Raw genomic sequence first — 21,751 nt, 5'->3', positions numbered from 1 at the left:
AGCCCTGCTAATGGGCACCCGTGGCACGAATGCCGTGGTCCTGCAGGGCGGCGAACGCGGCATGCCAACCGCCCATGCCGTGAACGCCCCCTCCTGGGGGCGTGGACGAGGAACAAAGATACAAGCCGTCCGGGGCCAGACGATAGGGATTGAGGGAGACGGTAGGTCGCAGGAACTGCTGCAGTCCGCGCAGCGAGCCTCCGCCGATATCGCCGCCGACGAGGTTCGGATTCCAGCGCTCCAAATCCGCTGGGCTGCTCTCGCGGCGCGAAATGACGCGGTCGGTAAATCCCGGGGCGAAGCGTTCGATCTGCGCATCGATAAGAGCACCGGCACGGCCTGCATAGCCATTGGGCACGTGCGCGTACGACCAGACGACGTGCTTGCCCTCGGGAGCGCGGGTGGCATCCGCGCTGGAAGGCTGGACAACCATCACGAACGGCTTGTCCGGCATGCGTCCCCGGTTGACCTCTCCCTCCGCCCGGGCGATCTCGGGTGCATCGCCGCCGACGTGCACCGTGCAGGCTTGTTGTGTGCGCTGATCGGTCCACGGAATTGGTCCGTCCAGCAGATAGTCGACCTTGTATACGGCAGTTCCGTATCGCCATCGGGACAACTGTTGGGCATAACGCGCAGGCAACCTGTCGCGTGCGATCGACAGGATCTGTCGCGGTGTCAGGTCCATGATCGTGATGTCCGCGGGCGGAAGCTCGCCGAGACTCCTGACTTCATGACCGGTATGGATGCGTACCGAGCGGGATTTCGCGGCGCGGCCCAGGGCTTGGATAATCGATCCGGTGCCGCCATGCGCTACCGGCCAGCCCCAACTTGAGCCCAGCGACCCGAAGATGATCCCGAACCCCGAGGTGAATGGATGGGATTGGGGAAGCATGGAGTGCGCACTGGTTCCGGAGAAGAGGGCCCGGGCTTGTCGGCTGCGCAAGACGCTGGAGGCCATGACGGCCGTTGGAGGTAGTGAGCGCAGACCGAAGCGTGCCATCAGCACAGGGTTCGGTGGCACGCGCAACAGCGGGCCGGTCACGTTGTCCAGCAGCTGCTGCGCACGCTTGACGAAGGGGCCGTGCAGGGCCGTCCAGATTTTCCGATCCGCTGCGAATTGGGCGGTGGTAGCCGCGAGCGTTTGGTGCAGGAGCACGCTCGGTGCGTCATCGAGCGGATGAGCCAGCGGCATGTCGTGGAAATCCCAGCTCAGGCCGTGGCTTTGCAAGTCCAAGTGCCGGAACGCCTTGCTGCCGTAGGCAAAAGGATGGGCCGCCGCACCCAGATCGATCAAGGCCTCGCCATCAAATGCCCGGGCGCTTGCGGCGGCACCCCCGATCTCCTCGTTCCGTTCGTAGACATCCACTTCGATTCCGTTTTCGGCAAGGATCGCAGCGGCGGTCAGGCCATTGGGGCCGGAGCCGATAACATGGGCGCGCAGTGTCATATAACTTGTTTCCGTATCTCAGTTCGGTCAAACTCAGCGAAAGCGCTCGGCCCATGAACTGTCGCTGAACTCCGATAGTTGGCGAATCTGCGATTCGGCACGCAACTTCAGATCGCTCAGCAAGGCTTGGTCCAGCGTCGGCTCTTCACCAACCATGAGCAGCAGGGTGCGCCACATGCTGTGCTTGGCATTCAGCAGGCCGGTCAGCACATCGAGCTGTGTCTGAGCCAGCGTCTTGCGGCGCTGCCGCAGGGGATTGAGCAAGTTGATCTTGCCCAGAAGCTTAGCCCATGGCTCGGCAAGCAATGCAAGGCCGTGGGGCTCACGGCCCAGCTTTTGCAAGATGCGCTCGAGATCCTGCTGGTCTTCCTTAACCTGCAACCAGAGGGAGTGGAAGACGTCCGCATGTTGAGTATCGGCCCACATCCGTTTGGCGCTGGCGAAATGTTCCAGCCCGGCAGCGGAACCCAAATGGTGTTCACTGAGGTATTTATGCAATTTCTCGTGATCAATTGGCTTCTTCACTACGTGGCATCCTCAAGAAACTAGGCGATTTCATCCACCCGGAAAGCTTTTAATCCGGTCCCTTGTGCACCAGCGTAGGGAGAGTCCGGTGGCGATGTTATGCATGCGACGCGAACTCATGGGAAATCACCAGAAACCCGTGGCAGCTCTGGTGGAATTCGGGCGATGTGGAGGAAGACGCAGTTCGCGGAAATGTTGCGTTCTTCTTTGCGTTTCCTGTGATTCGGAGCCGGCATGCCGAGCCGAGCCGCAAGCCCGCATAAACTCCAGCTGAAGCAGAATCGACATCCCGGAAGGATAGTGCATGCCCAGAACTTTCGGGATCGAGGAAGAGTTTTTCCTCGTGAATCCCCAGACCGCGACTTTGGCCACGGTCCCGCCCGGCTTACTGGGGGATCTGCAGGGCGAGAACCTGGCTGGGGCAACGCTTGTCCCGGAGCTCCTCCGTCCCCAGGTGGAACTTGTATCCGGAATTTGCACCAGGGCATCCGATGCCTTGGAAAGCTTGCTGTTGGGTCGACAGAAGCTGCAGGAAGCGTGTGCGGGTGCAGGCCTGGCGGCAGTAGCAACTGGCACGCCGCCCTTCCTTCCCGGAGCGACGGAGGTGTCCGAAGGGCAGCGTTACGAGGATATCCGCCAGTTCGTGCCGGGGATCGTGCGCGAGCATTACATCAACGGGCTGCATATCCATGTGCATATCCCTGACGCCCCAACCGGGCTGCAGGCCATGAACGTGCTGCGCCCGTGGCTTCCAGCACTGACTGCCATTGGGGCGAACTCGCCGGTCTGGAACGGTGAGCTTTCCGGATTTGAGTCCTGGAGGATGGTGCATTACCGCCGTTGGTCCGTGATAGGCGTTCCTCCGGCGTTCGACTCCATGGAGCACTACCAGCGGATGCGCCGGATAATGCTCGATTCCGGCGCCCTGCTCGACGCTGGACATATCGGCTGGGCCGTGCGCCTGTCCGAGCGCAACCCCACCATAGAGGTGCGCACGGCCGACGGGCAGTTGACGGCCGACGAATCGGTGGCCATAGCCATGCTGGTTAGGGCTCTGGTGGATACCGGTCTCGCGCAGGGAGGCGTGGCCAAGACCGTGGAGGACCGGCTGCTGGATCTCGGTCTGTGGCATGCCTCCAAAATGGGCCTGTCAGGACCGCTATTCGATGCGGGAACCGAAACCAGACTGGAGCCGGAGCAAGTGCTGGGGCAATTGCTCGACTATGCCGGCGAACATCTGGCGGACAACGGCGATCTCGATTTCGTGCAGAACTACTTCGCGCGGATCACCTCTGTCGGGAACGGCGCGCAACGGCAGCGCGCAAGCTGGGCACGCGGGGGAGGCACGGCACTCGTCCACTACGCCCAGCAGGAATTCGCCCGGGAAACGATTTCGGAACTCCGCAGCAACCCATGACTGGCTGGCGCGTTTCGAGCTGGCTCGAATGCCTCGTGTGAATTCTCTGGTAATCCGTACCCCGGCCCGGTCAACCGGTTGGCCATTGCCTATAGTCGTTTTTTCAGTATGTGTGCATTAAGGAGCAGGTGGAGAAGTGGAGCTTCCAGAAGACCGCGGCCGGATCAGCGAATCTCTTTTCGAGGTGCTGAGAACCTACGACCCCGATGTCGATCTGTCAGGTTTGGAACATGAGGCCTTCAAAGTCCTGGACTCGGAAGACATCCTCCATAGCGAGGACATCCAGATTGTCCTATTCGTCCTCTACGAACTGCACTACCGCGGGTTCGATGGCATCGATGCACGCTGGGAATGGAACCCGCCTCTGCTGGGCCTTCGGGCAAAGATCGAAGAACAGTTTGAGGCACGATTGCGGCAGATCGCCGGGGATCCAAGTTTCTCGCTCGGATCTGCCCAGGATACGGCTCGACAACTTTTCGCCCTTGCCAGCGCGGACGACGGACCATCGGTCTCGACCTACATATCCCGGCATGCGACGGTTGAGCAGGCGCGTGAATTCCTGATGCACAAGTCCATCTACCAGCTCAAGGAAGCCGACCCGCATTCGTGGGCGATTCCACGCCTGACAGGGCGCGGAAAGTCCGCATTGATGGAGATCCAGTTCGACGAGTACGGGGCAGGCAGGCCCGGCGCCATGCACTCCGAGCTGTTCGAAACCACCATGCGGGGGCTGGGGCTCGACTCCGAGTTCGGAGCCTATATCGAGTCGTTGCCTGCCATCACGCTGGCGTCGGTCAACATGATGTCGTTCTTCGGCCTGCATCGTCGATTGCGCGGCAGCATCGCCGGCCACCTTGCCATCTACGAGATGACATCGTCGATCCCCAATGCCAGGTATGCACGCGGATTCCGGCGCCTGGGCTTCGACTCCCCGGTGACAGACTACTTCGATGAGCATGTGGAAGCCGATGCGGTCCACGAGCAGATCGCCGGTCGCGATCTGGCGGGCGGATTGATCGAGCAGGATCCCAGCATCGCCGAAGCGGTGTTCTTCGGCGCGCAGGCGGCTTGCGCCATCGACGCGCTGGTGGGAGCCCACCAGCTTGAGGCGTGGGGCCGGGGCCGTTCGTCCCTGCGCCAGCCGAAAGTAAAGGTCGAGGCATGAGCGCGGAGGGAGCGCAGATCGTGGTCTGCCCGCAGGGGCCGCTGATTCTCCGTGGCGACTTCGAGATTCTCGACGCGGAGGGCGAAGCTGTTCCGACAAGCCGTGAAACCGTGGCGTTGTGCCGTTGCGGAAGCTCGGCCATCAAACCGTTCTGCGACGGCACGCACAAACTCAAGAAGTTCGAAATGCCACGTGACTGACGGCGAGTCCCCTCCAAGCCCGACGGAGCTGATGCGGCCAGATCGATGGAGCCGGAGGACTCGGAGCGCAAAAAACATCTTTAATGCCCCGGGGTCGCTTGCAGCCGCCGTATATTAGGTGAAGACCTCGTCCCCCCGACTCCGGAAGAGCTCTGCATGCCCATCCTGAATAAAGACATGACCCTGTGCATCTCGCTGTCCGGCCGGCCGTCGAATATCGGCACCCGCTTCCACAACTACCTGTACGAGGAACTGGGGCTGAACTTCATCTACAAGGCGTTCTCCACCGACGACTTGGCCGGTGCGATTGCCGGCGTCCGCGCCCTGGGCATCCGCGGCTGCTCGGTGTCCATGCCTTTCAAGGAGGACGTCATGGCGCTGGTGGACACCATCGAGCCTTCGGCGGCGGCCATCGACTCGGTGAATACCATCGTGAACACCGACGGCCACCTCAGCGCCTCCAACACCGACTTCGAGGCGATCGCCACGCTGATCGGGCGCCACGAGCTGGACCCGTCGGCGAACGTGCTGGTCCGCGGTTCCGGGGGCATGGCCAAGGCGGTGGTCGCGGCATTCCGCGATGCCGGCTTCGAGAACCTCACGGTGCTCGCGCGCAACATCGCCGCGGGAGGGGCGCTGGCGCAGAAGTACGGCTACGCATTCATCGATGCCGATCCGGAACCGGGCCACCAGGTGCTGGTCAACGTCACGCCGCTGGGCATGGACGGAGAACAGGCCGCTATCCAGTCATTCAGCGATGCGCAGATCGCCGCGGCGGAAACGGTGTTCGACGTGGTCGCGTTCCCCAGCGAGACCCCGCTGGTCGCCGCCGCACGGGAGCACGGAAAGCAGGTCATCACCGGGGCCGAGGTGATTGCCCTGCAGGCCGCCGCGCAGTTCGAGAAGTACACGGGACATGGGCTCAGCGAGGATCAGGTCATCCGCGCCTCCGAGTTCTCCCGACAGTAGGAACTGAAAAACCCTGCACCGCGCGTGCGGTGCAGGGTTTCCCTGTAATAGGCGTTTTCTAGCCGCGCAGGGTGACTTCGACTTCTTCCATCGCCTGCCCGGCAGGGTACTGCCCGTTGAACATCTTGGAGCCGTCTTCAGTCACCACGGCCGAGAACCGGGTTCGGGTCATGCCCATGGCGTGCGAAACTCCGGTCTCGGTCAGTTCCGCGATGGCAGTGCGGCCCTCGGGGGTGTCGATGGTCAGGAAGATCGACTCGCCCTGGTTCTCGATGCGCGGTTCGTTCAGCTCGAGCTTCATCATCCCGCCGTGGCCCGAGAAAGACACGCGCCCGTTGAACCAGATCTCGTTGTCGGGAACGTCCACCGCCGGGTGCACGGGGAAGGCCAGCGCGTTGCCGACCTGCCACACGCCATTCGAGGCCTCGATGCGGCCGTCAGCCAGCGATGCAATGTATCCAACGAACGAGGCCTTGACACCCCACTGAAGATGCGGCTGGAAAGCGTCGCCTGCCATGAGTTCCTCCATAAAGATTTGCGGTTGACCCCAGTATTTCACAGCACCAGCGGGAGCCTGCGGCCCATTCATCTGCCAGCGAATTGTTAATACCGAATATTAAAAAGCACAGCTGGCAGGGGGATTCCTGCCAGCTGTGCGGGGTCGGCTACTTGACGAAGCCGTCGGCGACGACGAGCGCCTGTTCCAGCTTGTCCAGCGCCTCGATGAGCACGTCGTCCGGGATGTTCAGCGCCGGCACCACGTGCAGGCGGTTGAAGTTCGCGAACGGCAGCAGGCCTGCGGCGCGGGCCGCGGCGATGACCTGGTTCATTTCCGGCGAGCTGCCGCCGTAGGCGGCCAGCGGTTCGCGGGTTTCGCGGTTGGTGACCAGTTCGATCGCCCAGAACACGCCGGTTCCGCGCACGTCGCCCACCGACGGGTGGTCGGCCTTGAACTGCGCCAGGCGCGGGCCGATGATCTCATCGCCCAAGCGCTTGGCATTGGCAACCAGGTCCTCTTCCTCCATCGCTTCGATGGTGGCAACCGCTGCCGCGCAAGCCAGCGGGTGGCCCGAGTAGGTCAGCCCGCCCGGGTAGACGCGCTCGCGGAAGGTCTCGAAGATCTGCGGGGAGATCGCCACGCCGCCCAGCGGCACGTAGCCGGAGTTCACGCCCTTGGCAAAGGTCATCAGATCCGGAACAACGTTCCAGTGGTTCACCGCGAACCATTCGCCCGAACGGCCGAAGCCCGCCATGACCTCATCGGCGATGAACACGATGCCGTACTTGCGGGTCAGCTCGCGCACGCCTTCCATGTAGCCTGCCGGCGGCACGTAGATGCCTGCGCTGCCCGGGATCGACTCCAGGACCAAGGCGGCGATGTTCGATGCACCCTCGAGGATGATCGTGTCTTCCAGGTGCTTCAGCGCGCGCTGGGTCTCTTCGGCCTCCGTGGTGGAGTTGAAGTAGGAGCGGTACGGGTAGGCGGGGAAGAAATGCACGACGCCGTCGGAGGCGTTGTCCGAGGCCACGCGGCGCGGATCGCCGGTGACGTTCACCGCCAGGTGGGTGCCGCCGTGGTAGCTGCGGTACGCGGAGAGCACCTTGTGCTTGCCGGTGTGCACGCGGGCCATGCGGATGGCGTGCTCGTTGGCGTCGGCGCCGCCGTTGGTGAAGAAGATCTTGTCCAGGTCGCCCGGGGTGTGCGAGGCGATCAGCCGCGCCGCCTCGGAGCGAGCGTCGTTCACGTGCTGCGGGGCGATCGTGGCGATCTTGCCCGCCTGCTCGATGATCGCCGCGACGACCTTCGGGTGCTGGTGGCCGACGTTCGTGTTCACCAGCTGGCTGGAGAGGTCGATGAGCTTGTTGCCCTCGCCGTCCCACACGTACGAACCCTCGGTCTTCAGGATCGTCATCGGGTTGAACGGGCCCTGCGCCTGCCAGGAGTGGAAAACGTGCTCGCGGTCAAGTTCGTGGGCACGCTGGCCGGCTGCGATCTGCTCGCTGGTGATGTCGCTGATTTCGGTAGTCATTGGTCCTAGTCGTTCTGTGGGAAGCCGAGGTTGATGCCGCCGTGGCTCGGGTCCAGCCAGCGCTTGGTGACAACCTTGTTGCGGGTGAAGAACTTGAAGCCCTCCGGGCCGTAGGCGTGCTGGTCGCCGAACAGCGAGGCCTTCCAGCCGCCGAAGGAGTGGTAGCCCACCGGTACCGGGATCGGCACGTTGACGCCGACCATGCCCACCTGGATGCGGTTCTCGAAGCGGCGGGCGGCGCCGCCGTCGTTGGTGAAGATCGCGGTGCCGTTGCCGTACTTCGAGGAGTTGATCAGCTCGACGCCCTCGTCGAATGACTCCACGCGGACCACGGACAGAACCGGGCCGAAGATCTCGTCGGTGTAGATGCTCATGTCGGTGGTGACGTTGTCGAACATGGTCGGGTGCAGGAAGAAGCCTTCGCCGTCGGCGTCCACCGTACCGGTGCGGCCGTCCAGGGCCAGGGTGGCCCCGGCGGCGATGCCGGCGTCGATGTAGCCTGCGACCTTGTCGCGGTGCTCGCCGGTGATCAGCGGGCCCATGTCGCAGCCGCGGGTGCCATCGCCCACGCGCAGGGTCTTGGCGCGCTCGGCGATCTTGGCGACCAGCTGATCGGCGATGCCCTCCAGCGCAACGACCACGGAGATCGCCATGCAGCGCTCGCCGGCGGCGCCGAAGCCGGCGTTCACCGCCATGTCGGCTGCCAGGTCAAGGTCTGCGTCGGGAAGCACCAGCATGTGGTTCTTCGCTCCGCCGAAGGCCTGCACGCGCTTGCCGTTGGCAGTGCCGGTGGAGTAGACGTACTGGGCGATCGGGGTCGAGCCCACGAAGGAGACCGAGGAAATGCGCTCGTCGTTCAGCAGGGTGTCGACCGACTCCTTGTCGCCGTGCACGACGTTCAGCACGCCGGCAGGCAGGCCTGCCTCGGCGAACAGCTCGGCCATCCAGTTGGCGGCCGACGGGTCCTTCTCCGAAGGCTTGAGCACCACGGTGTTGCCCGAGGCGATGGCCACCGGGAAGAACCACAGCGGCACCATGGCTGGGAAGTTGAACGGGGAGATGATGGCCGAGACGCCCAGCGGCTGGCGCATGGACTGCACGTCGACGCCGGTCGAGGCGTTCTCCGAGTACTCGCCCTTGAGCAGGTACGGCGCGTTGCAGGCGAGCTCCACGACCTCCAGGCCGCGGGCGACCTCGCCCAGCGCGTCGTCGAGCACCTTGCCGTGCTCGGCGGTGATGATCGCCGCCAGCTCGCCCTTGCGCTCGGTGAGCAGCTCGCGGTAGCGGAACATGATGGCGGTGCGCCGTGCCAGGGAGGTGTCGCGCCAGCCCGGGAAGGCTGCGTGCGCGGAGGCGATCGCTGCCTCGGTGGTTGCCTTGGAGGCCAGTGCCACCTCGCGGGCGACCTCGCCGGTGGCAGGGTTGTAGACCTTGCCGGTGCGGTCGTCTGCAACGTAGTTGGCGTTGTCGATCCAGTGCTGCAGGGTTGATGTCAGCGTCGTGTTCATCGTGGCTCCTTGTTGTCCTCGAATGGATTCCTGAATTCATCATCGGGCACGAACATGGCCTGCGACACAGGCAGTATGTAATGATTTATCGTGACGCTGCGACGATGTGTAAAGGTGCGAGGATGCTGACTGTCAACGACGTGCTGGCCCTGCCGGTGGTGCAGGAGGCCGATCCGCAGCTGCTGTGCGCCGACGGGCTGGACGCGGAGCTGCGCTGGGTGCACGTCACCGAGTCGGAATCCAACGTTGACCTGCTCTTCGGCCGCGAGCTGGTGCTCACCACGCTGCGCAACGTGACCGACGTTCGCGGCTTTTTGGAACAACTGCGCGACGCCGGCGCGGCGGGCGTGATCATCGAGGCACCGGGCGAAGCGGAACTGCAGGTGGCAGGGCTCGGGTTCCCCGTCATCAGGCTGCGCCGCAAGGTCCGTTTCGTGGCCATCACCGAGGTCATCCACCAGAAGCTGGTCGCCCAGCAGCTGGCAGACCTGCAGTTCTCGCGCAGCGTGCACGAGATCTACACCGAACTCTCGCTCTCAGAGGCCGACGAGCAGGCCATCGTCGAGCGCACCGCCGAGCTGCTTGACGCTCCGGTGGTGCTCGAGGACGTGCGCCACCTGGTCCTCGCCCACGCGAACGCGGATCTCGACGACTGGATTTCCCGCTCCCGCTTCGTCGGCTACCTGGAGCACACCGGGCGCTCGGCGGGCGCCGAGAACTGGCTGCAAACCCCGGTGGGGGCGGCCCGCCGCCGCTGGGGCCGGCTCATCGTCCCGGCCGCGCTGGAGGACGATGCCAACGCCGCGCTGGTGCTGGAGCGCGCCGGCCAGGCGCTGACCATCGCCCGGCTTTCCGGGCGCGACGACCGCGAACTGCTCTACCAGGCGCGAACCTCGATGCTGCACGAGCTGCAGGCCGCGCACGGCTACGGCGACAAGGAGATCGCGGTGCGCGCCCAGTCCCTGGGCTTGGACGCCGCGCCCTACTACGTTCCGCTGGTGCTCTCGCTGGCTGCCGGGGAGCGCACCCCCACGGAGACCCAGCTGGCCGAGCGCGCCGCGCTGGAAGTCATCGAGCAGCTGGCCGACACCCTGCACCTGGGGGTGCTCGCCGGGTCGCTGAAACCCGGCTACCTGGCGGTCATCCTGCCGGTGCGCGCCCGCGAGCTGGTGGACTCCGCGTTGCAGGGCTTCACCCGCCGGCTGGCCGAGCAGCTGGCCGAGCCGGTGGCGATCGGCGTCGCCGCGGAGGGACCGCTGGCCGCCTGCCTGGCCCGGCTGGACGAGGCCGCCCACGTCGCGCACATCGTCCCGCACCTGCCCACCCGCGCCCAGCCCTACTACCGCTTCGCCGACCTGCGCCTGCGCGGGGTGCTCTCCGCGATGGGCGCCGATGCCAGGCTGCGCGCCTTCGCGCACACCGAGCTGGACGGCCTGCTTTCCCCGCTCGACGAGGACGGGCTGCAGCTGCTGGAGCTCTACCTGGCCCACGGCGGCAACAAGTCCGCCCTGGCCAAGGCCGGCTATTTCTCGCGCCCCACGCTCTACGCCCGGCTGGCCAAGCTGGAGGACAAGCTCGGGGTCTCGCTGGAATCCGCCGAGTCCCGCGCCAGCTTGCAGGTGGCGCTGCTCTGGTACCGCATGCACGGCTAAGCGTACGTGTCCAAGCCCGCACGCCTGTTACAGGGCGAGGCACGCCGGAAATCACCGTGCACCGGTTTATCCCCACCGTGCAGTACTGTCGCCCCGAGCCTGCCGCCGCCCGGGCACGCTGGATCCATGAGCACCAGCAGCGAAGCACTGATGAACCTGTCCCAGGCGGACAGGCTGCTCGGATCGGCGGTGAGCGCCCTGTCCGACCCCGACGTCCCCGCTGGGCACGCCGCCTATGCGGCGCTGCTCATCGAGCACCTCGCGCAGCAGCTCAGCCGCGCCCAGCTGCGCGCCGCGGAAGCCGTGCGCCGCACCGGCGCCCACAAGCTCGACACGGACTCGCTGCAGGCCATCGCCGACGGGGGCCTGGAGCCCACGCCCCAGGACGTCGAGGCCGCCGCCGGCCGCACCACCGTCGCACGCACCCACTTCAAGAAGGCGCTGGACCTGCTGGCCGGCTGGCTGAACGTGCCGGTCTCCACCGCCCGCGACCGCCTGGCCGCCGCCGACAGCCTGATCGCACAGGTCACCGACGCCGGCGAGCCGGCCGGCCCCGCGCTGCCGGTGCTGGCCGCAGCTTTCGACGATCCGGACACCGACCCACGCCTGGTCATCTCCGCTGCCCGCAAGATCAGGGCCGCGGACAAGGACCTGGGGACCGGGCCCGAGGCGGAGCAGACCCGGGCCGAACTCCAGGAGCTCTCGCTGGAACTCATCCGCAGCCAGCCGGCCACCGCGCGCAAGCACATCTCCGCGCTGGTCGCCCAGGCGGTGGGGGAGCGGCGCCCGCCCGAGGCCCTGCTCTCGCAGATCGGTGTCTACCCGCTGGGCATCCGCAACGGGCTGGAGCGCTTCCTGGTCAAGCTGCTGCCCTCGCAGGGCGAAACCATGCACGCCATCTTCCGCGCCGTCGACAACCCTAAAACCATGGCCGGCAACCGCGACGCGCTCGCCGAGCAGGCCGCCGCGCTCACCGACGACGACTCCGCCCCCGGCTGGGACGACGAGTCCACCATGCCGGACTGGGCCAAGGCCGGCTCCGCAGCCGACGACTCCGCTGACGACGACCCCACCGGCGACCACTCCGCCGGCGACCACTTCACCGACGGCACCGGAGACGAAACGCCCGACGACGACTGCCCCAGCGGCTTCGATGCGGATATCTGCCCCGAGGATGACGACAACGAGTGCGGAAACCGCCGGGAAGCAGACCGCGAACCCGGCACGGACGCCGAGGCACCTTCCGGAACCCCGCCCGGCGCAGTTGGCGGCACGGCGCGAACGGCTGCGAATGACGCGGCGGTTCCCGGTCCCTTCGAGGATCTGCGCCCTGAATTGCGGCATCTGCTGGGTCTGATGGCGGTGCTGCAGGCCAACGGACCGGGCGCCCTGGCGGCCGACGGCCACGCGGTGATCACCCCGCAGATCGGTGTGCTGCTGGACTACGACAAGATGCTCGAAACCGGCCGGGACTTCGCGGTCAGCACCTCAGGCATCCCGATTCCGGCGGGCCAGGCACGCGCCATGGTGTGCAACGCCGGGCTGTACCCGGTGGTGCTCAACGGCAAGAGCCGCATCCTGGATCTCGGGCGCACCCAAAGGCTGTTTTCCAAATCCCAGGCCCGGGCGATCCGCGCCGCCTACCGCGGCTGCGCCTATCCGGGGTGCAGCATGCCGGCGCACCGCTGCGAGCTGGACCATCTGGACAAGTGGGAGCTCGGCGGCCGCACCGACATCGAGACCAGCGACCTGTATTGCGAAATCCACCATATCGCCCGGCATTGCGGGCTGTTCCACGCGGTGAAGGTCAAGGGCTCGCGTCCCATGGTGCTGCTGCCCAGGGAGCTGGACCCAGAGCAGCGCCTGCAGTTCAACACCTACTTCTTCTCGCCCTCTGAAGCCCTGCGGTTGGCCGAGTGGGCGCGGCAGGCCACGGTGCTGTGGCGGGCGGGCAGACTGGACGCCAGCATCGCTGACCCGTAGGTCCTGAAAGGATCGCTGACGTTGGCCCCGCAACGGAACCGGGGTTGCACGGCCGGACTCGGAAAATCCCGGATCAACTTTTCAGAAGGGACCCGGCGCTCGTGGTCATGCCGGTGCCCTCGAACCCGTCCAGCCATTCGGGGGAATGCCCGTGCACGTCGTCCGGGCGTAAATTGGTCCGACGTCGCGGCAGTGAATCGGTGCACGAACACATCGCGCCCAGCTACCGCCCCGGCCGAGCAAAGTCGAAGGCGCAAAGCTTGACCGGCTTCGAAGGGCACAACAGCCCGCATGGCAGTGGGTGTGGATACCATCGACGGTGCGACCCCAAACGCCGTCTGGAAGCCCGAAGCGGTAGAAGCTGCCGATTCGGTGAGTGCGGTGCTAGTCGGCCGCAAGACGCTCTCAGTCAGTGCAAACCTTGCTACGGAGCGGGCATCCCGAATAGATCGTTCGATTGCCGGACACGGGCATATGCTCCTGAAGACGGGACGATGGCAGTGATCCGAGGCGCCCCCGGGAGAACGTGACAACTCTGGCGAGAACCGAATCATCCAGCGAAGCAATGACGATCAAGGAAAGTCGCGCGAGCGGAGAACCGCTAACCTGCCTATTCCCGCCGGTAGCTCGCACAAACGGACACCGACCCACTATCTTGTTTTTCTGAAAAGTTTACTATTCCGATCAGATGGCGGCTGGTTAGAACTACGGGGTGACCGCGTCCCAGGCTGTGGCCAAGGCATTCGTTAGTGGTTCGCCGAGCCCGGCCGAAGATGTTCCACGGCCATGGCGGTCCAGCTTTGCGCGGTGAGAACCGCCAGCCGTTCCTCATTGACCGGCGTGCCGAACGCCCGTCGCCGGAAAGCAATGAACAGCGGTGCCATGAAAACCATGGCCATGGCGTCGGCGGTCGATTCATCGGGGCACACCTCGGCATCGACCAGGGCCCGGGCCAGCGGCTTCGAGCCGGGAAGAGTCTCCGGCAGCAGCTGTTTGGCCAGCATCCGGTCCTGGTCTGCGGCGTCGAAGACCGGGCGCATCAGTACCGCTGCTTCGGACCAGCGGGACAATCCCCGGAGCAGCCACTGCTGGATTTCTTCAACCCGGGGATCGCGCAGCAGCGAAACAAGTTTCCGGTAGTCAGGTTCGAAATCTTGTTCCGCTCGGTGTCTCAGCTCGAAAAGCAGATCGCTCTTGCGGCGGAAGTGCAGGTAGAAAGTCGCCCGGCTTGTTCCGGCGCAGGAAGCCACCTCGTCGATCCGGCTGTTCTCATAGCCCCTGGCAGCGAAAACCACCACTGCCGCGTCGATGATCAGCTCACGGGTCGCTGCCTTCTGGCGTGCGCGCAGGGACGGAGTCGCAACGGCATTTCGGTACGGTGACATGACCCCATGCTAGACAAATTCCGGTTTTCGTCTAGTCACTCGACGCCGCGCCGGGTGGATTGACCGTGTCTCAGGTGGATGGTTTGGTGGAACACACCCCGTGCCCGGACGTGCGGAACCGGGAGACGGCGGGCGTCCTTCCCGCTGCAGGGTTTTCCGGTGCCGCCAAGGACCGGACGGGCGCCGGGCCTTCCCTCCGGAACGACGGCAACTCCACACGGAAAGAAGCAACGCATGAGACTTGCAGGAAAACGCGCACTGATTACCGGAGCGGCTTCGGGGATGGGTGCCGCGCACGCACGCGCCTTCATCGCGGAAGGCGCCACCGTGCTGCTCGCTGACATCAACGACGAAGCAGGACGTGCGCTGGCGGCCGAGCTCGGAGACCGCGCCAGCTACGCGCACCTGAACGTGGCGGACGCCGGGGACTGGGAGGCCGCGGTGGCGCAAGCCGTGGCGGAATTCGGCGGGCTGGACGTGCTGGTGAACAACGCCGGTATCCACGACGACGCGCCGCTGGAAGACACCACGCTGGAAAGCTGGAACCGGGTCATGGACATCAACCTGACCGGCGCCTTCCTGGGCATGCGCGCGGCGGTGCGCGAGCTGAAGAAGTCAGGAGCTTCCTCGATCGTGAACGTGTCATCCACCGCCGGACTGGAAGGCTACCCGAACCGGCACGCCTACTGCGCGTCGAAGTGGGGCCTGCGCGGGCTGACTAAGTCCGCGGCGCTGGAACTGGCCGACTTCGGTATCCGGGTCAACTCGGTGCACCCCGGCGCGGTCGCGACGGCGCTGACCCAGGCGCTGCGCCCGCTCACCGAGGAGGACCTGGCCGGCAACTCGCTTGAGCGCTTCGCCCGGCCGGAAGAGGTCAGCGGCCTGATCCTCTTTTTGGCCAGCGACGAATCGAGCTTCTGCACCGGCGGAGAGTACGCGGTCGACGGAGGCATCTCCGCCGGGACCAGGTACTAGCCGGCCAGGGGCGTGGCAGCTAGTCCGCCGTTCCGTAGAGACGGCGGACGTCCGCGCGCCCGGACTCGGACCACGGCGCAATCCATGGGCCGGTGCCCTCGGACACGTCGCGCACACCCTCCTCAAGCCAGAGGTAGGCCCCGTCGAGCAGGTCCTCGGCGACCTTGTCGTCGTGCGAGGTGCCGTCCCACAGGTGCTCGAAATGGTCCTCGCAGCGCCGGGTGGCCTGTTCGCAGAACGCCTGCGCCAGGGTCTCGGCGGAGAAGCGCTCGGGGGCGGTGGAATCCAGCAGAGCTGAGGTCTTGGCGATTACCGCTGCCATGGCGAACAGCTCGGCTCCGATGTCCACGATGTGCCCCAGGAACACCTGCTGCTTCTCCAGCCCTGCCTGCCAGCGCGCCATGCCGGCGAAGGTCTGCCGGGCCAGCTTGCGGCTGGTGCGCTCGATGTAGCGCAGATGCTTGGCCAGCGGGCCGTGCTCCGAGTAGGTGCCGGGCAGGCTGCCGGCGCCGGCGACGAGCTTGGGCAGCCAGCGGGCGTAGAATCCGGAGGCCTCGCGCGCCGCGGCGGCCTTTTCCGCCAGCGTGGAGTCGGCCACCGCCAGCGCGCCGGCGGCCTGCAGGTGCGCGTCGACGGCTTCGCGGGCGATGAGCAGGTGCATGATCTCGGTGGAGCCCTCGAAGATGCGGTTGATGCGCAGATCGCGCAGCAGCTGCTCGACCGGGACCGCGCGCTCGCCGCGGGCGGCCTGGGAGGCGGCGGTCTCGTAGCCGCGCCCGCCGCGGATCTGCACGAGCTCGTCGGCGATCCGGCAGGAGACCTCGGAGGAGTACAGCTTGGCCAGCGCCGCCTCGATGCGCACGTCCTTCATGCCCGCGTCCGCCAGCAGCGCGCTGACCTCGAACACCGCCTCCAGCGCGTAGGTGCTGGCGGCGATGTAGGCGAGTTTGGAGGAGACGGCCTGGTGCTCGCCGATCGGGTGGCCCCACTGCACGCGGGCGGCGGACCATTCGCGCGCGATCTTCGTCGCCCACTTGCCGGCGCCGGCGCACATCGCGGGGATGGACAGGCGCCCGGTGTTCAGGGTGCTCAGCGCGATTTTCAGGCCAGTGCCCTCGCGCGAGAGCCGGTTGGCGGCCGGCACGCGCACCTGCGCGAAGCGGGTCACGCCGTTCTCGATCCCGCGCAGGCCCATGAACGCGTTGCGGTTCTCCACGGTGATGCCCGGCGCGTCGGCCTCCACGATGAACGCGGTGATCCCGCCCTTGCCGGCCGGGACCTCGCCGCAGGCCTCGTGGGGTTCGACGGCGGCCATCACCACCAGCAGCTCGGCGACCACCCCGTTGGTGGTCCACAGCTTCGCGCCCTCCAGGGTGTAGTAGGCGCCGTCCTCGCTCAGCGTCGCACGCGTGCCCAGCCGCGCGGGGTCCGAGCCCACGTCGTTCTCGGTGAGCAGGAAGGCGCTGATCGCCCCGGCGGCGCAGCGCGGCAGGTACTCGCGCTTCTGCGCCTCGGTGCCGAAGGACTTGACTGGCTCGGGCACGCCGATGGACTGGTGGGCGGAGAGCAGGGCGCCGACCGCGGGGCTGACCGAGCCCACCCGCATCAGTGCGCGGCCGTAGTCCAGCAGGCTCAGCCCCAGCCCGCCGTACTCGGTGGGGATCTTCATGCCGAACGCGCCCACCTCGCGCAGCTGAGCGATGTATTCGTCGGGCACCCGGGAATCCGCCTCGATGCGCCCGGGGTCGAACCCGTCCAGCACCGTCTCCAGCTCGGCGATGAAGGCCGCGCCGCGGGCGGCGGCTTCCGGATCGGGGGCGGGCAGCGGTTCGATGAGCGAGAAGTCGACCTCGCCCATGTAGATGCCCTTGGCGAAGCTCGGCCGCTGCCAGCCCTGTTCGCGGGATTCTTCGGCCAGTTCGCGGGCCTTGGCGGCGTTGATGTCCATGGCAGTACCCTTTCGAGACCGGGCGGCAGGCCACCGCCTGGAATGCCCAGCCTAGTCCGGGCAGGCATGCACCGCTAGGGTGGCGCCCGCGCTAGGACAGCGCGCGCAGGTGACCGGGCATGCCCCGCGGCGCGGCGTCCCGCAGCCCCGGCAGCACCATGAAGGCGTGTCCGAAGGTCAGCTCGTGCAGGGTGCGGGCAGGCACCCCCAGGGTGTCGGCGATCCGCGCGGTATCCAGCCGGTCTTCGCCGCGCAGCGACGGGAACACCAGGGAGAACACCCGCGAGGCCAGCGGGGCGCGGCGCGGCGCCGGTTCCAGCGCCAGTTCCTGCACCAGCCAGCTGTAGCTGGCGTCGCCGAGCATGCCGCATTCGCGGGCGTGGGACAGGATGATCCGGGCCGGGACGCCGAACAGCTCCTGCAGGTCAAGCAGCTGCGGCAGTTGCAGGGTGTCGCCCATGCGCGCCTGCAGCGATAGCGCCGGCAGCAGCAGGCGCGCGGCGAACTGCTCCGCCTCGGCTTCGGCCGCCGCATGCCCGTCGGCTCCCAGCGCGCTGTGCAGCAGCAGGTGGCCCAGCTCGTGCGCCAGCTGGTGGCGCTGTTCGGCGCGGTCCCCGGCGGCCAGGAAGATGAACGCCTGCCCCTCTTCCCAGAAGCTGAAGCTGGTCCCGGATGCCAGGCTGAGCACCCGCACGCCGCGCGATTCGAGCACGTAGATCAGGTCGGGCACCGGCCCGCAGCCCAGGTTCCAGTCCAGGCGCAACTGCGCGGCGGCGGCCTCCGGGTCGAACCCGGTGTAGTCGGGCACCTCGGTGTCCGGCAGCGTGTAGTCGGCGGTGATCAGGTTGTAGAGTTCGACCCCGGTGCGGCCCAGCGCCGAGCAGGCGGTTTTCTGCGCCCGGCTGATGCGCCGCGGGGTGCGGAAGAAGATGCGTTCGACATCGATCCCGGCAGCCGGCGGGCGGTGGAAGTAGCCCGGGGCGCAGCCCAGCGCGCCGGCCAGCTGCCCGGCCAGAGCCTCGGGGGCGCCGCAGGTTTCGTAGCGGCGGACGGTGGATTCGCCGACCTGAACCAGGCGGGCGAGATCCAGGGTGCTATACCCCGCCGCGTGGCGGGCGAGCGTGATTCGGGTCGGTTCCAGCATGACGTTCCTGCTTCCATGGCTGCTTAATCCACACAGTAGTGTCACAGGCCACAAAGCACCAATCGGGCGCAGCCAGGTTACACCGGCCGCGCCCGAAGGGTGTGGAAACTAGATCTTGCTGGACGCCTCGGAGAGCACCGAGCGCAGGATCGACTCGATCTGGTCGAACTCGGGCTGGCCGATGGTGATCGGCGGCGCGAGCTGGATGACCGGGTCGCCGCGGTCGTCGGCGCGGCAGTACAGGCCTGCCTCCCACAGCGCCGGGGTGAGGTAGTCGCGCAGCAGCCGCTCGGATTCCTCGTCGTTGAAGGTTTCCTTGGTGGACTTGTCCTTCACCAGCTCGATGCCGTAGAAGTAGCCGGCGCCGCGCACGTCGCCCACGATGTCGATGTCCTTGAGCTTCTCCAAGGTGGACTTGAAGGCGTCGGCGTTGCGATGCACGTTGCCGTTCAGGTCCTCGCGTTCGAAGATGTCGAGGTTCGCCATCGCCACCGCCGCGGCCACCGGGTGACCGCCGAAGGTGTAGCCGTGGTAGAAGGTGGTGTCGCCCTTGGTGAACGGCTCGAACAGCTTCTCGGAGGCGATCATCACGCCCAGCGGGACGTAGCCGCTGGTCAGCGCCTTGGCGGAGGTGATGATGTCAGGGGTGTAGCCGAAGTCGTTGCAGGCGAACATGTCCCCGATGCGGCCGAAGGCGCAGATGGTCTCATCGGAGACCAGCAGCACGTCGTACTCGTCGCAGATCTCGCGCACCCGGTCGAAGTAGCCCGGGGGAGGCGGGAAGCAGCCGCCGGAGTTCTGCACCGGCTCCAGGAAGACCGCGGCGACCGAGTCGGCGCCCTCGAATTCGATGGCCTCGCGGATGCGCTCGGCGGCCCACAGCCCGAAGTCCTTCTCGTTCTCGGAGAACATCTCCGGCGCGCGGTAGAAGTTGGTGTTCGGCACGCGGAAGGTGCCGGGAACCAGCGGCTCGAACGGGGTCTTCATCCCCGGCAGCGAGGTGATCGCCAGCGCGCCTTGCGGGGTGCCGTGGTAGGCCAGCGCGCGGGAGATGACCTTGGTCTTGCCCGGCTGGCCCTTGAGCTTGAAGTACTGCTTGGCTAGCTTGAACGCGGATTCCACCGCCTCGCCGCCGCCGGTGGTGAAGAAGACGCGGTTCAAATCGCCCGGGGCGTAGCCTGCCAGGCGCTCGGCCAGGTCGATGGCCGGCTCGTGGGCGTAGGACCATAGCGGCATGAACGCCAGCTTCTCCGCCTGCTTGGCCATGACCTCGGCCAGCTCGGCGCGGCCGTGGCCCGCGTTGACGACGAACAGCCCTGCCAGGCCGTCGATGTAGCCGCGGCCGGCGTCGTCGTAGATCATGTGTCCCTCGCCGCGCGAAATGATCGGCACCTTGCCCCCGTTGTGCAGGCCGGAGTGCCGGGCCATGTGCATCCAGAGGTGGTCGCGGGCGGCTTGCTGGCGGTCGGTGCCAAGTGGAGTATTCATCGTGTTCCCCAGTTGTATTCCTGTTTTTTGAGTGAAAGGTAGGTGAAGGTGTTGGTGCTGAGCACACCCTCGATGCCGCGGATGGTGCTGATAACCCGCAGAAGGTCTTCGTCGCTGGAGCAGATCACCTCGGCCAGGATGTCCGCATTGCCGGCGGTGACCACGCAGTAGTCGACCTCGGGCAGTTCGGCGATCCTGTCGGCGGTGGAGCTGATGTCCGATGCGGCGACGATGCTGATCATCGCCTGCCGGGTGAAACCCAGCTCCAGCGGGTTGGTGACGGCCACGATCTGCATGATCTGGCTGTCGGCGAGCTTCTGCACACGCTGGCGGACGGCCGCCTCGCTCAGGCCCACCGCCTTGCCGATGGCGGCGTAGGAGCGGCGTCCGTCTTCCTGCAGCTGCTCGATGATCTCCTTGGAAATCTCGTCGATGCCGGCGCTCGCCGGTGGCGGCAGTGTCATGATCATCCTCGTCTCAACAGCGTTAGCCACGACACTACCGCCACCGAATCAGTTGCGAAAGGGGTTTATCAATAAAGTTTTCGACGCTATGGGGAGGATTTTAATGTGGAATCTTTTGCCGGAGTCTTGTCAGCGCCACCTCGACCTGACAGGATGTTCCTCAACACGAATCGTGTGATCGATCGCACATGCAGCGATGAGAAATGGGGGAGATGGTCCGATGTCGCACTCGCACAAGACGCCGCAGGATCCACAAATTCGAGCACTGGTCAACGCCATGAGCCAGCGCAGCCTCAGCCGCCGTTCGGTGCTCGGCGCCGCCGGCGCACTGGGCCTAGGCGGGCTGCTTGCCGCCTGCGGCACCGGTGGCGGCGGAGGTGCCACGGCGGGCCCTGCTCCGGCCGTGACCGACGTATCCGCATCGGATCCGACGCTGAACTGGGCCAACTGGACGCTCTATCTGGACTACGACGACAAATCCAAGACCTATCCGACGCTCGAAGCCTTCAGCAAGCAGAGCGGCATTACGGTGAACTACTCCGAGGACGTCGACGGCAACGACACCTACTACGGCAAGGTGCAGGCCCAGCTGAAGGCGGGGCAGGACATCGGCCAGGACATCTTCACGTTGACCGACTGGATGGCCGGGCGCGTGATCCGCCAGGGCTACACTCAGGCGCTGGATCTGGCGAACATCCCCAACAGCTCCAACCTGCTGCCGAGCCTGCAGGGCGTGGACTTCGATCCGGGCCGCGAGCACTCGCTGACCTGGCAGTCCGGCTACGCGGGCATCGCCTGGAACAAAGCGAAGTACCCCAAGGGACTGAAGAGCGTCTCGGATCTGTGGGATCCGGCGCTGAAAGGCCGGATCACGGTGCTCGACGAAATGCGCGACACCATGGGCCTGCTGATGCTGCAAGACGGCGTGGACATCTCCGGCCAGTGGGGCCAGGACGAGTTCCAGAAGGCGCTGGAGGTGCTGCGCGCGAACATCGACAGCGGCCAGATCCGACAGGTCAAGGGCAACTCCTACAAGGAGGACTTCATCTCAGGAGACGCCATCGCCGGCATCGTATGGTCAGGGGATCTGGTCCAGATGAACTTCGAGAACGACGACCAGTGGGAATTCGTGATCCCCGAGGCCGGCGGCACGCTGTGGAGCGACAACCTGATGGTTCCCGTCGGCTCCCCGCGCAAGGCGAACGCGGAGAAGCTGATGGACTACTACTTCCAGCCGGAGATCGCCGCCCAGGTGGCGGCCTATGTGAACTTCATCTGCCCGGTCACCGGAGCCAAGGAGGCGATGGAGAAGATCGATCCGTCGCTGATGAAGAACCCGCTCATCTTCCCGGCCGAGGAGGATCTGGCCAAGGCCCACGTCTTCCGGTCGCTGGAGGCGGACGAGGAATCGAGTTTCGCCGCAGATTTCCAAAGTGCCATCGGCGCATGAT

Annotated in this window: 18 protein-coding genes; 8 read left to right on the top strand and 10 right to left on the bottom strand. The window is 66.1% G+C overall.

Annotated features, from left to right (window positions below; genetic code table 11):
* Positions 1–7: 7 nt before the first annotated feature.
* Positions 8–1,447 (bottom strand): phytoene desaturase family protein, encoded by a 1,440-nt coding sequence (locus tag C1H84_RS12335; RefSeq protein ID WP_113607535.1) that lies wholly within the window; start codon positions 1,445–1,447, stop codon positions 8–10.
* A 33-nt stretch (positions 1,448–1,480) separates the two neighbouring features.
* Positions 1,481–1,972 (bottom strand): hypothetical protein, encoded by a 492-nt coding sequence (locus C1H84_RS12330; protein WP_047119927.1) that lies wholly within the window; start codon positions 1,970–1,972, stop codon positions 1,481–1,483.
* A 304-nt stretch (positions 1,973–2,276) separates the two neighbouring features.
* Here C1H84_RS12330 and C1H84_RS12325 point away from each other — a divergent pair, with 304 nt between their 5' ends.
* From C1H84_RS12325 to C1H84_RS12310, 4 genes are all read left to right on the top strand, one after another.
* Complete coding sequence (locus tag C1H84_RS12325) at positions 2,277–3,389, top strand: carboxylate-amine ligase (RefSeq protein WP_113607534.1); 1,113 nt, start codon at positions 2,277–2,279, stop codon at positions 3,387–3,389.
* Between the two features lie 136 nt (positions 3,390–3,525).
* Positions 3,526–4,554, top strand: coding sequence for an iron-containing redox enzyme family protein (locus C1H84_RS12320; RefSeq protein ID WP_047119926.1), 1,029 nt, complete (start codon positions 3,526–3,528; stop codon positions 4,552–4,554).
* On the top strand, positions 4,551–4,754 hold the full coding sequence (locus C1H84_RS12315) for a CDGSH iron-sulfur domain-containing protein (protein ID WP_047119925.1): 204 nt from the start codon (positions 4,551–4,553) through the stop codon (positions 4,752–4,754). Before C1H84_RS12320 ends, C1H84_RS12315 begins: the two co-directional genes overlap by 4 nt.
* Positions 4,755–4,910: 156 nt before the next feature.
* Entirely contained in the window at positions 4,911–5,723 is an 813-nt protein-coding gene (locus C1H84_RS12310) for a shikimate 5-dehydrogenase (protein WP_047119924.1), read from the top strand.
* A gap of 58 nt (positions 5,724–5,781) precedes the next feature.
* On the opposite strand, the gene C1H84_RS12305 is transcribed toward C1H84_RS12310, so the two are convergent.
* The 3 genes from C1H84_RS12305 to C1H84_RS12295 all read right to left on the bottom strand — a co-directional run bounded on the left by C1H84_RS12305 (position 5,782) and on the right by C1H84_RS12295 (position 9,261).
* Complete coding sequence (locus C1H84_RS12305; protein ID WP_052772469.1) at positions 5,782–6,240, bottom strand: HtaA domain-containing protein; 459 nt, start codon at positions 6,238–6,240, stop codon at positions 5,782–5,784.
* Positions 6,241–6,388: 148 nt separating this feature from the next.
* Positions 6,389–7,753: an aspartate aminotransferase family protein gene (locus tag C1H84_RS12300; protein ID WP_047119923.1), complete on the bottom strand. Its 1,365-nt coding sequence runs from the start codon at positions 7,751–7,753 to the stop codon at positions 6,389–6,391.
* 5 nt (positions 7,754–7,758) lie between these two features.
* Entirely contained in the window at positions 7,759–9,261 is a 1,503-nt protein-coding gene (locus tag C1H84_RS12295) for a CoA-acylating methylmalonate-semialdehyde dehydrogenase (RefSeq protein WP_047119922.1), read from the bottom strand.
* A 122-nt stretch (positions 9,262–9,383) separates the two neighbouring features.
* Here C1H84_RS12295 and C1H84_RS12290 point away from each other — a divergent pair, with 122 nt between their 5' ends.
* Complete coding sequence (locus C1H84_RS12290; RefSeq protein ID WP_052772468.1) at positions 9,384–10,913, top strand: PucR family transcriptional regulator; 1,530 nt, start codon at positions 9,384–9,386, stop codon at positions 10,911–10,913.
* Positions 10,914–11,039: 126 nt separating this feature from the next.
* Entirely contained in the window at positions 11,040–12,896 is a 1,857-nt protein-coding gene (locus tag C1H84_RS12285; RefSeq protein ID WP_047119921.1) for an HNH endonuclease signature motif containing protein, read from the top strand.
* Positions 12,897–13,642: 746 nt separating this feature from the next.
* On the opposite strand, the gene C1H84_RS12280 is transcribed toward C1H84_RS12285, so the two are convergent.
* Complete coding sequence (locus C1H84_RS12280) at positions 13,643–14,281, bottom strand: TetR/AcrR family transcriptional regulator (protein WP_052772467.1); 639 nt, start codon at positions 14,279–14,281, stop codon at positions 13,643–13,645.
* Between the two features lie 234 nt (positions 14,282–14,515).
* Between C1H84_RS12280 and C1H84_RS12275 the strand changes: the two genes are divergently transcribed.
* Entirely contained in the window at positions 14,516–15,256 is a 741-nt protein-coding gene (locus C1H84_RS12275) for a glucose 1-dehydrogenase (protein WP_047119920.1), read from the top strand.
* Between the two features lie 19 nt (positions 15,257–15,275).
* On the opposite strand, the gene C1H84_RS12270 is transcribed toward C1H84_RS12275, so the two are convergent.
* The 4 genes from C1H84_RS12270 to C1H84_RS12255 form a co-directional block, all read right to left on the bottom strand.
* A complete protein-coding gene (locus C1H84_RS12270; RefSeq protein ID WP_047119919.1) occupies positions 15,276–17,204 on the bottom strand; it encodes an acyl-CoA dehydrogenase family protein in 1,929 nt (642 codons plus the stop codon).
* A gap of 91 nt (positions 17,205–17,295) precedes the next feature.
* Positions 17,296–18,348, bottom strand: a complete 1,053-nt coding sequence (locus tag C1H84_RS12265; RefSeq protein WP_047119918.1) for an XRE family transcriptional regulator — start codon at positions 18,346–18,348, stop codon at positions 17,296–17,298.
* 108 nt (positions 18,349–18,456) lie between these two features.
* On the bottom strand, positions 18,457–19,836 hold the full coding sequence (locus C1H84_RS12260) for an aspartate aminotransferase family protein (RefSeq protein WP_113607533.1): 1,380 nt from the start codon (positions 19,834–19,836) through the stop codon (positions 18,457–18,459).
* Positions 19,833–20,300, bottom strand: coding sequence for an Lrp/AsnC family transcriptional regulator (locus tag C1H84_RS12255; RefSeq protein WP_053799458.1), 468 nt, complete (start codon positions 20,298–20,300; stop codon positions 19,833–19,835). Before C1H84_RS12255 ends, C1H84_RS12260 begins: the two co-directional genes overlap by 4 nt.
* 220 nt (positions 20,301–20,520) lie before the next feature.
* On the opposite strand from C1H84_RS12255, the gene C1H84_RS12250 reads away from it, so the two are divergent.
* On the top strand, positions 20,521–21,750 hold the full coding sequence (locus tag C1H84_RS12250; RefSeq protein ID WP_113607532.1) for an ABC transporter substrate-binding protein: 1,230 nt from the start codon (positions 20,521–20,523) through the stop codon (positions 21,748–21,750).
* Position 21,751 lies beyond the last annotated feature (1 nt).

This window comes from Glutamicibacter soli, from assembly GCF_003309065.1.
Classification (GTDB): domain Bacteria; phylum Actinomycetota; class Actinomycetes; order Actinomycetales; family Micrococcaceae; genus Glutamicibacter; species Glutamicibacter soli.
The sequence above is the reverse complement of the archived record's forward strand: the minus strand, read 5'-3'. Positions and strand labels throughout refer to the sequence as shown.

Bases quoted from the DNA above. Each gene is read 5' to 3' on its own strand.
- C1H84_RS12310 (WP_047119924.1), top strand. From the start codon at position 4,911: ATGCCCATCCTGAATAAAGACATGACCCTGTGCATCTCGCTGTCCGGC.
- C1H84_RS12270 (WP_047119919.1), bottom strand. From the start codon at position 17,204: ATGGACATCAACGCCGCCAAGGCCCGCGAACTGGCCGAAGAATCCCGC.
- C1H84_RS12325 (WP_113607534.1), top strand. From the start codon at position 2,277: ATGCCCAGAACTTTCGGGATCGAGGAAGAGTTTTTCCTCGTGAATCCC.
- C1H84_RS12250 (WP_113607532.1), top strand. From the start codon at position 20,521: ATGTCGCACTCGCACAAGACGCCGCAGGATCCACAAATTCGAGCACTG.
- C1H84_RS12290 (WP_052772468.1), top strand. From the start codon at position 9,384: ATGCTGACTGTCAACGACGTGCTGGCCCTGCCGGTGGTGCAGGAGGCC.
- C1H84_RS12285 (WP_047119921.1), top strand. From the start codon at position 11,040: ATGAGCACCAGCAGCGAAGCACTGATGAACCTGTCCCAGGCGGACAGG.
- C1H84_RS12300 (WP_047119923.1), bottom strand. From the start codon at position 7,753: ATGACTACCGAAATCAGCGACATCACCAGCGAGCAGATCGCAGCCGGC.
- C1H84_RS12280 (WP_052772467.1), bottom strand. From the start codon at position 14,281: ATGTCACCGTACCGAAATGCCGTTGCGACTCCGTCCCTGCGCGCACGC.
- C1H84_RS12255 (WP_053799458.1), bottom strand. From the start codon at position 20,300: ATGACACTGCCGCCACCGGCGAGCGCCGGCATCGACGAGATTTCCAAG.
- C1H84_RS12295 (WP_047119922.1), bottom strand. From the start codon at position 9,261: ATGAACACGACGCTGACATCAACCCTGCAGCACTGGATCGACAACGCC.
- C1H84_RS12260 (WP_113607533.1), bottom strand. From the start codon at position 19,836: ATGAATACTCCACTTGGCACCGACCGCCAGCAAGCCGCCCGCGACCAC.
- C1H84_RS12305 (WP_052772469.1), bottom strand. From the start codon at position 6,240: ATGGCAGGCGACGCTTTCCAGCCGCATCTTCAGTGGGGTGTCAAGGCC.
- C1H84_RS12275 (WP_047119920.1), top strand. From the start codon at position 14,516: ATGAGACTTGCAGGAAAACGCGCACTGATTACCGGAGCGGCTTCGGGG.
- C1H84_RS12335 (WP_113607535.1), bottom strand. From the start codon at position 1,447: ATGACACTGCGCGCCCATGTTATCGGCTCCGGCCCCAATGGCCTGACC.
- C1H84_RS12315 (WP_047119925.1), top strand. From the start codon at position 4,551: ATGAGCGCGGAGGGAGCGCAGATCGTGGTCTGCCCGCAGGGGCCGCTG.
- C1H84_RS12265 (WP_047119918.1), bottom strand. From the start codon at position 18,348: ATGCTGGAACCGACCCGAATCACGCTCGCCCGCCACGCGGCGGGGTAT.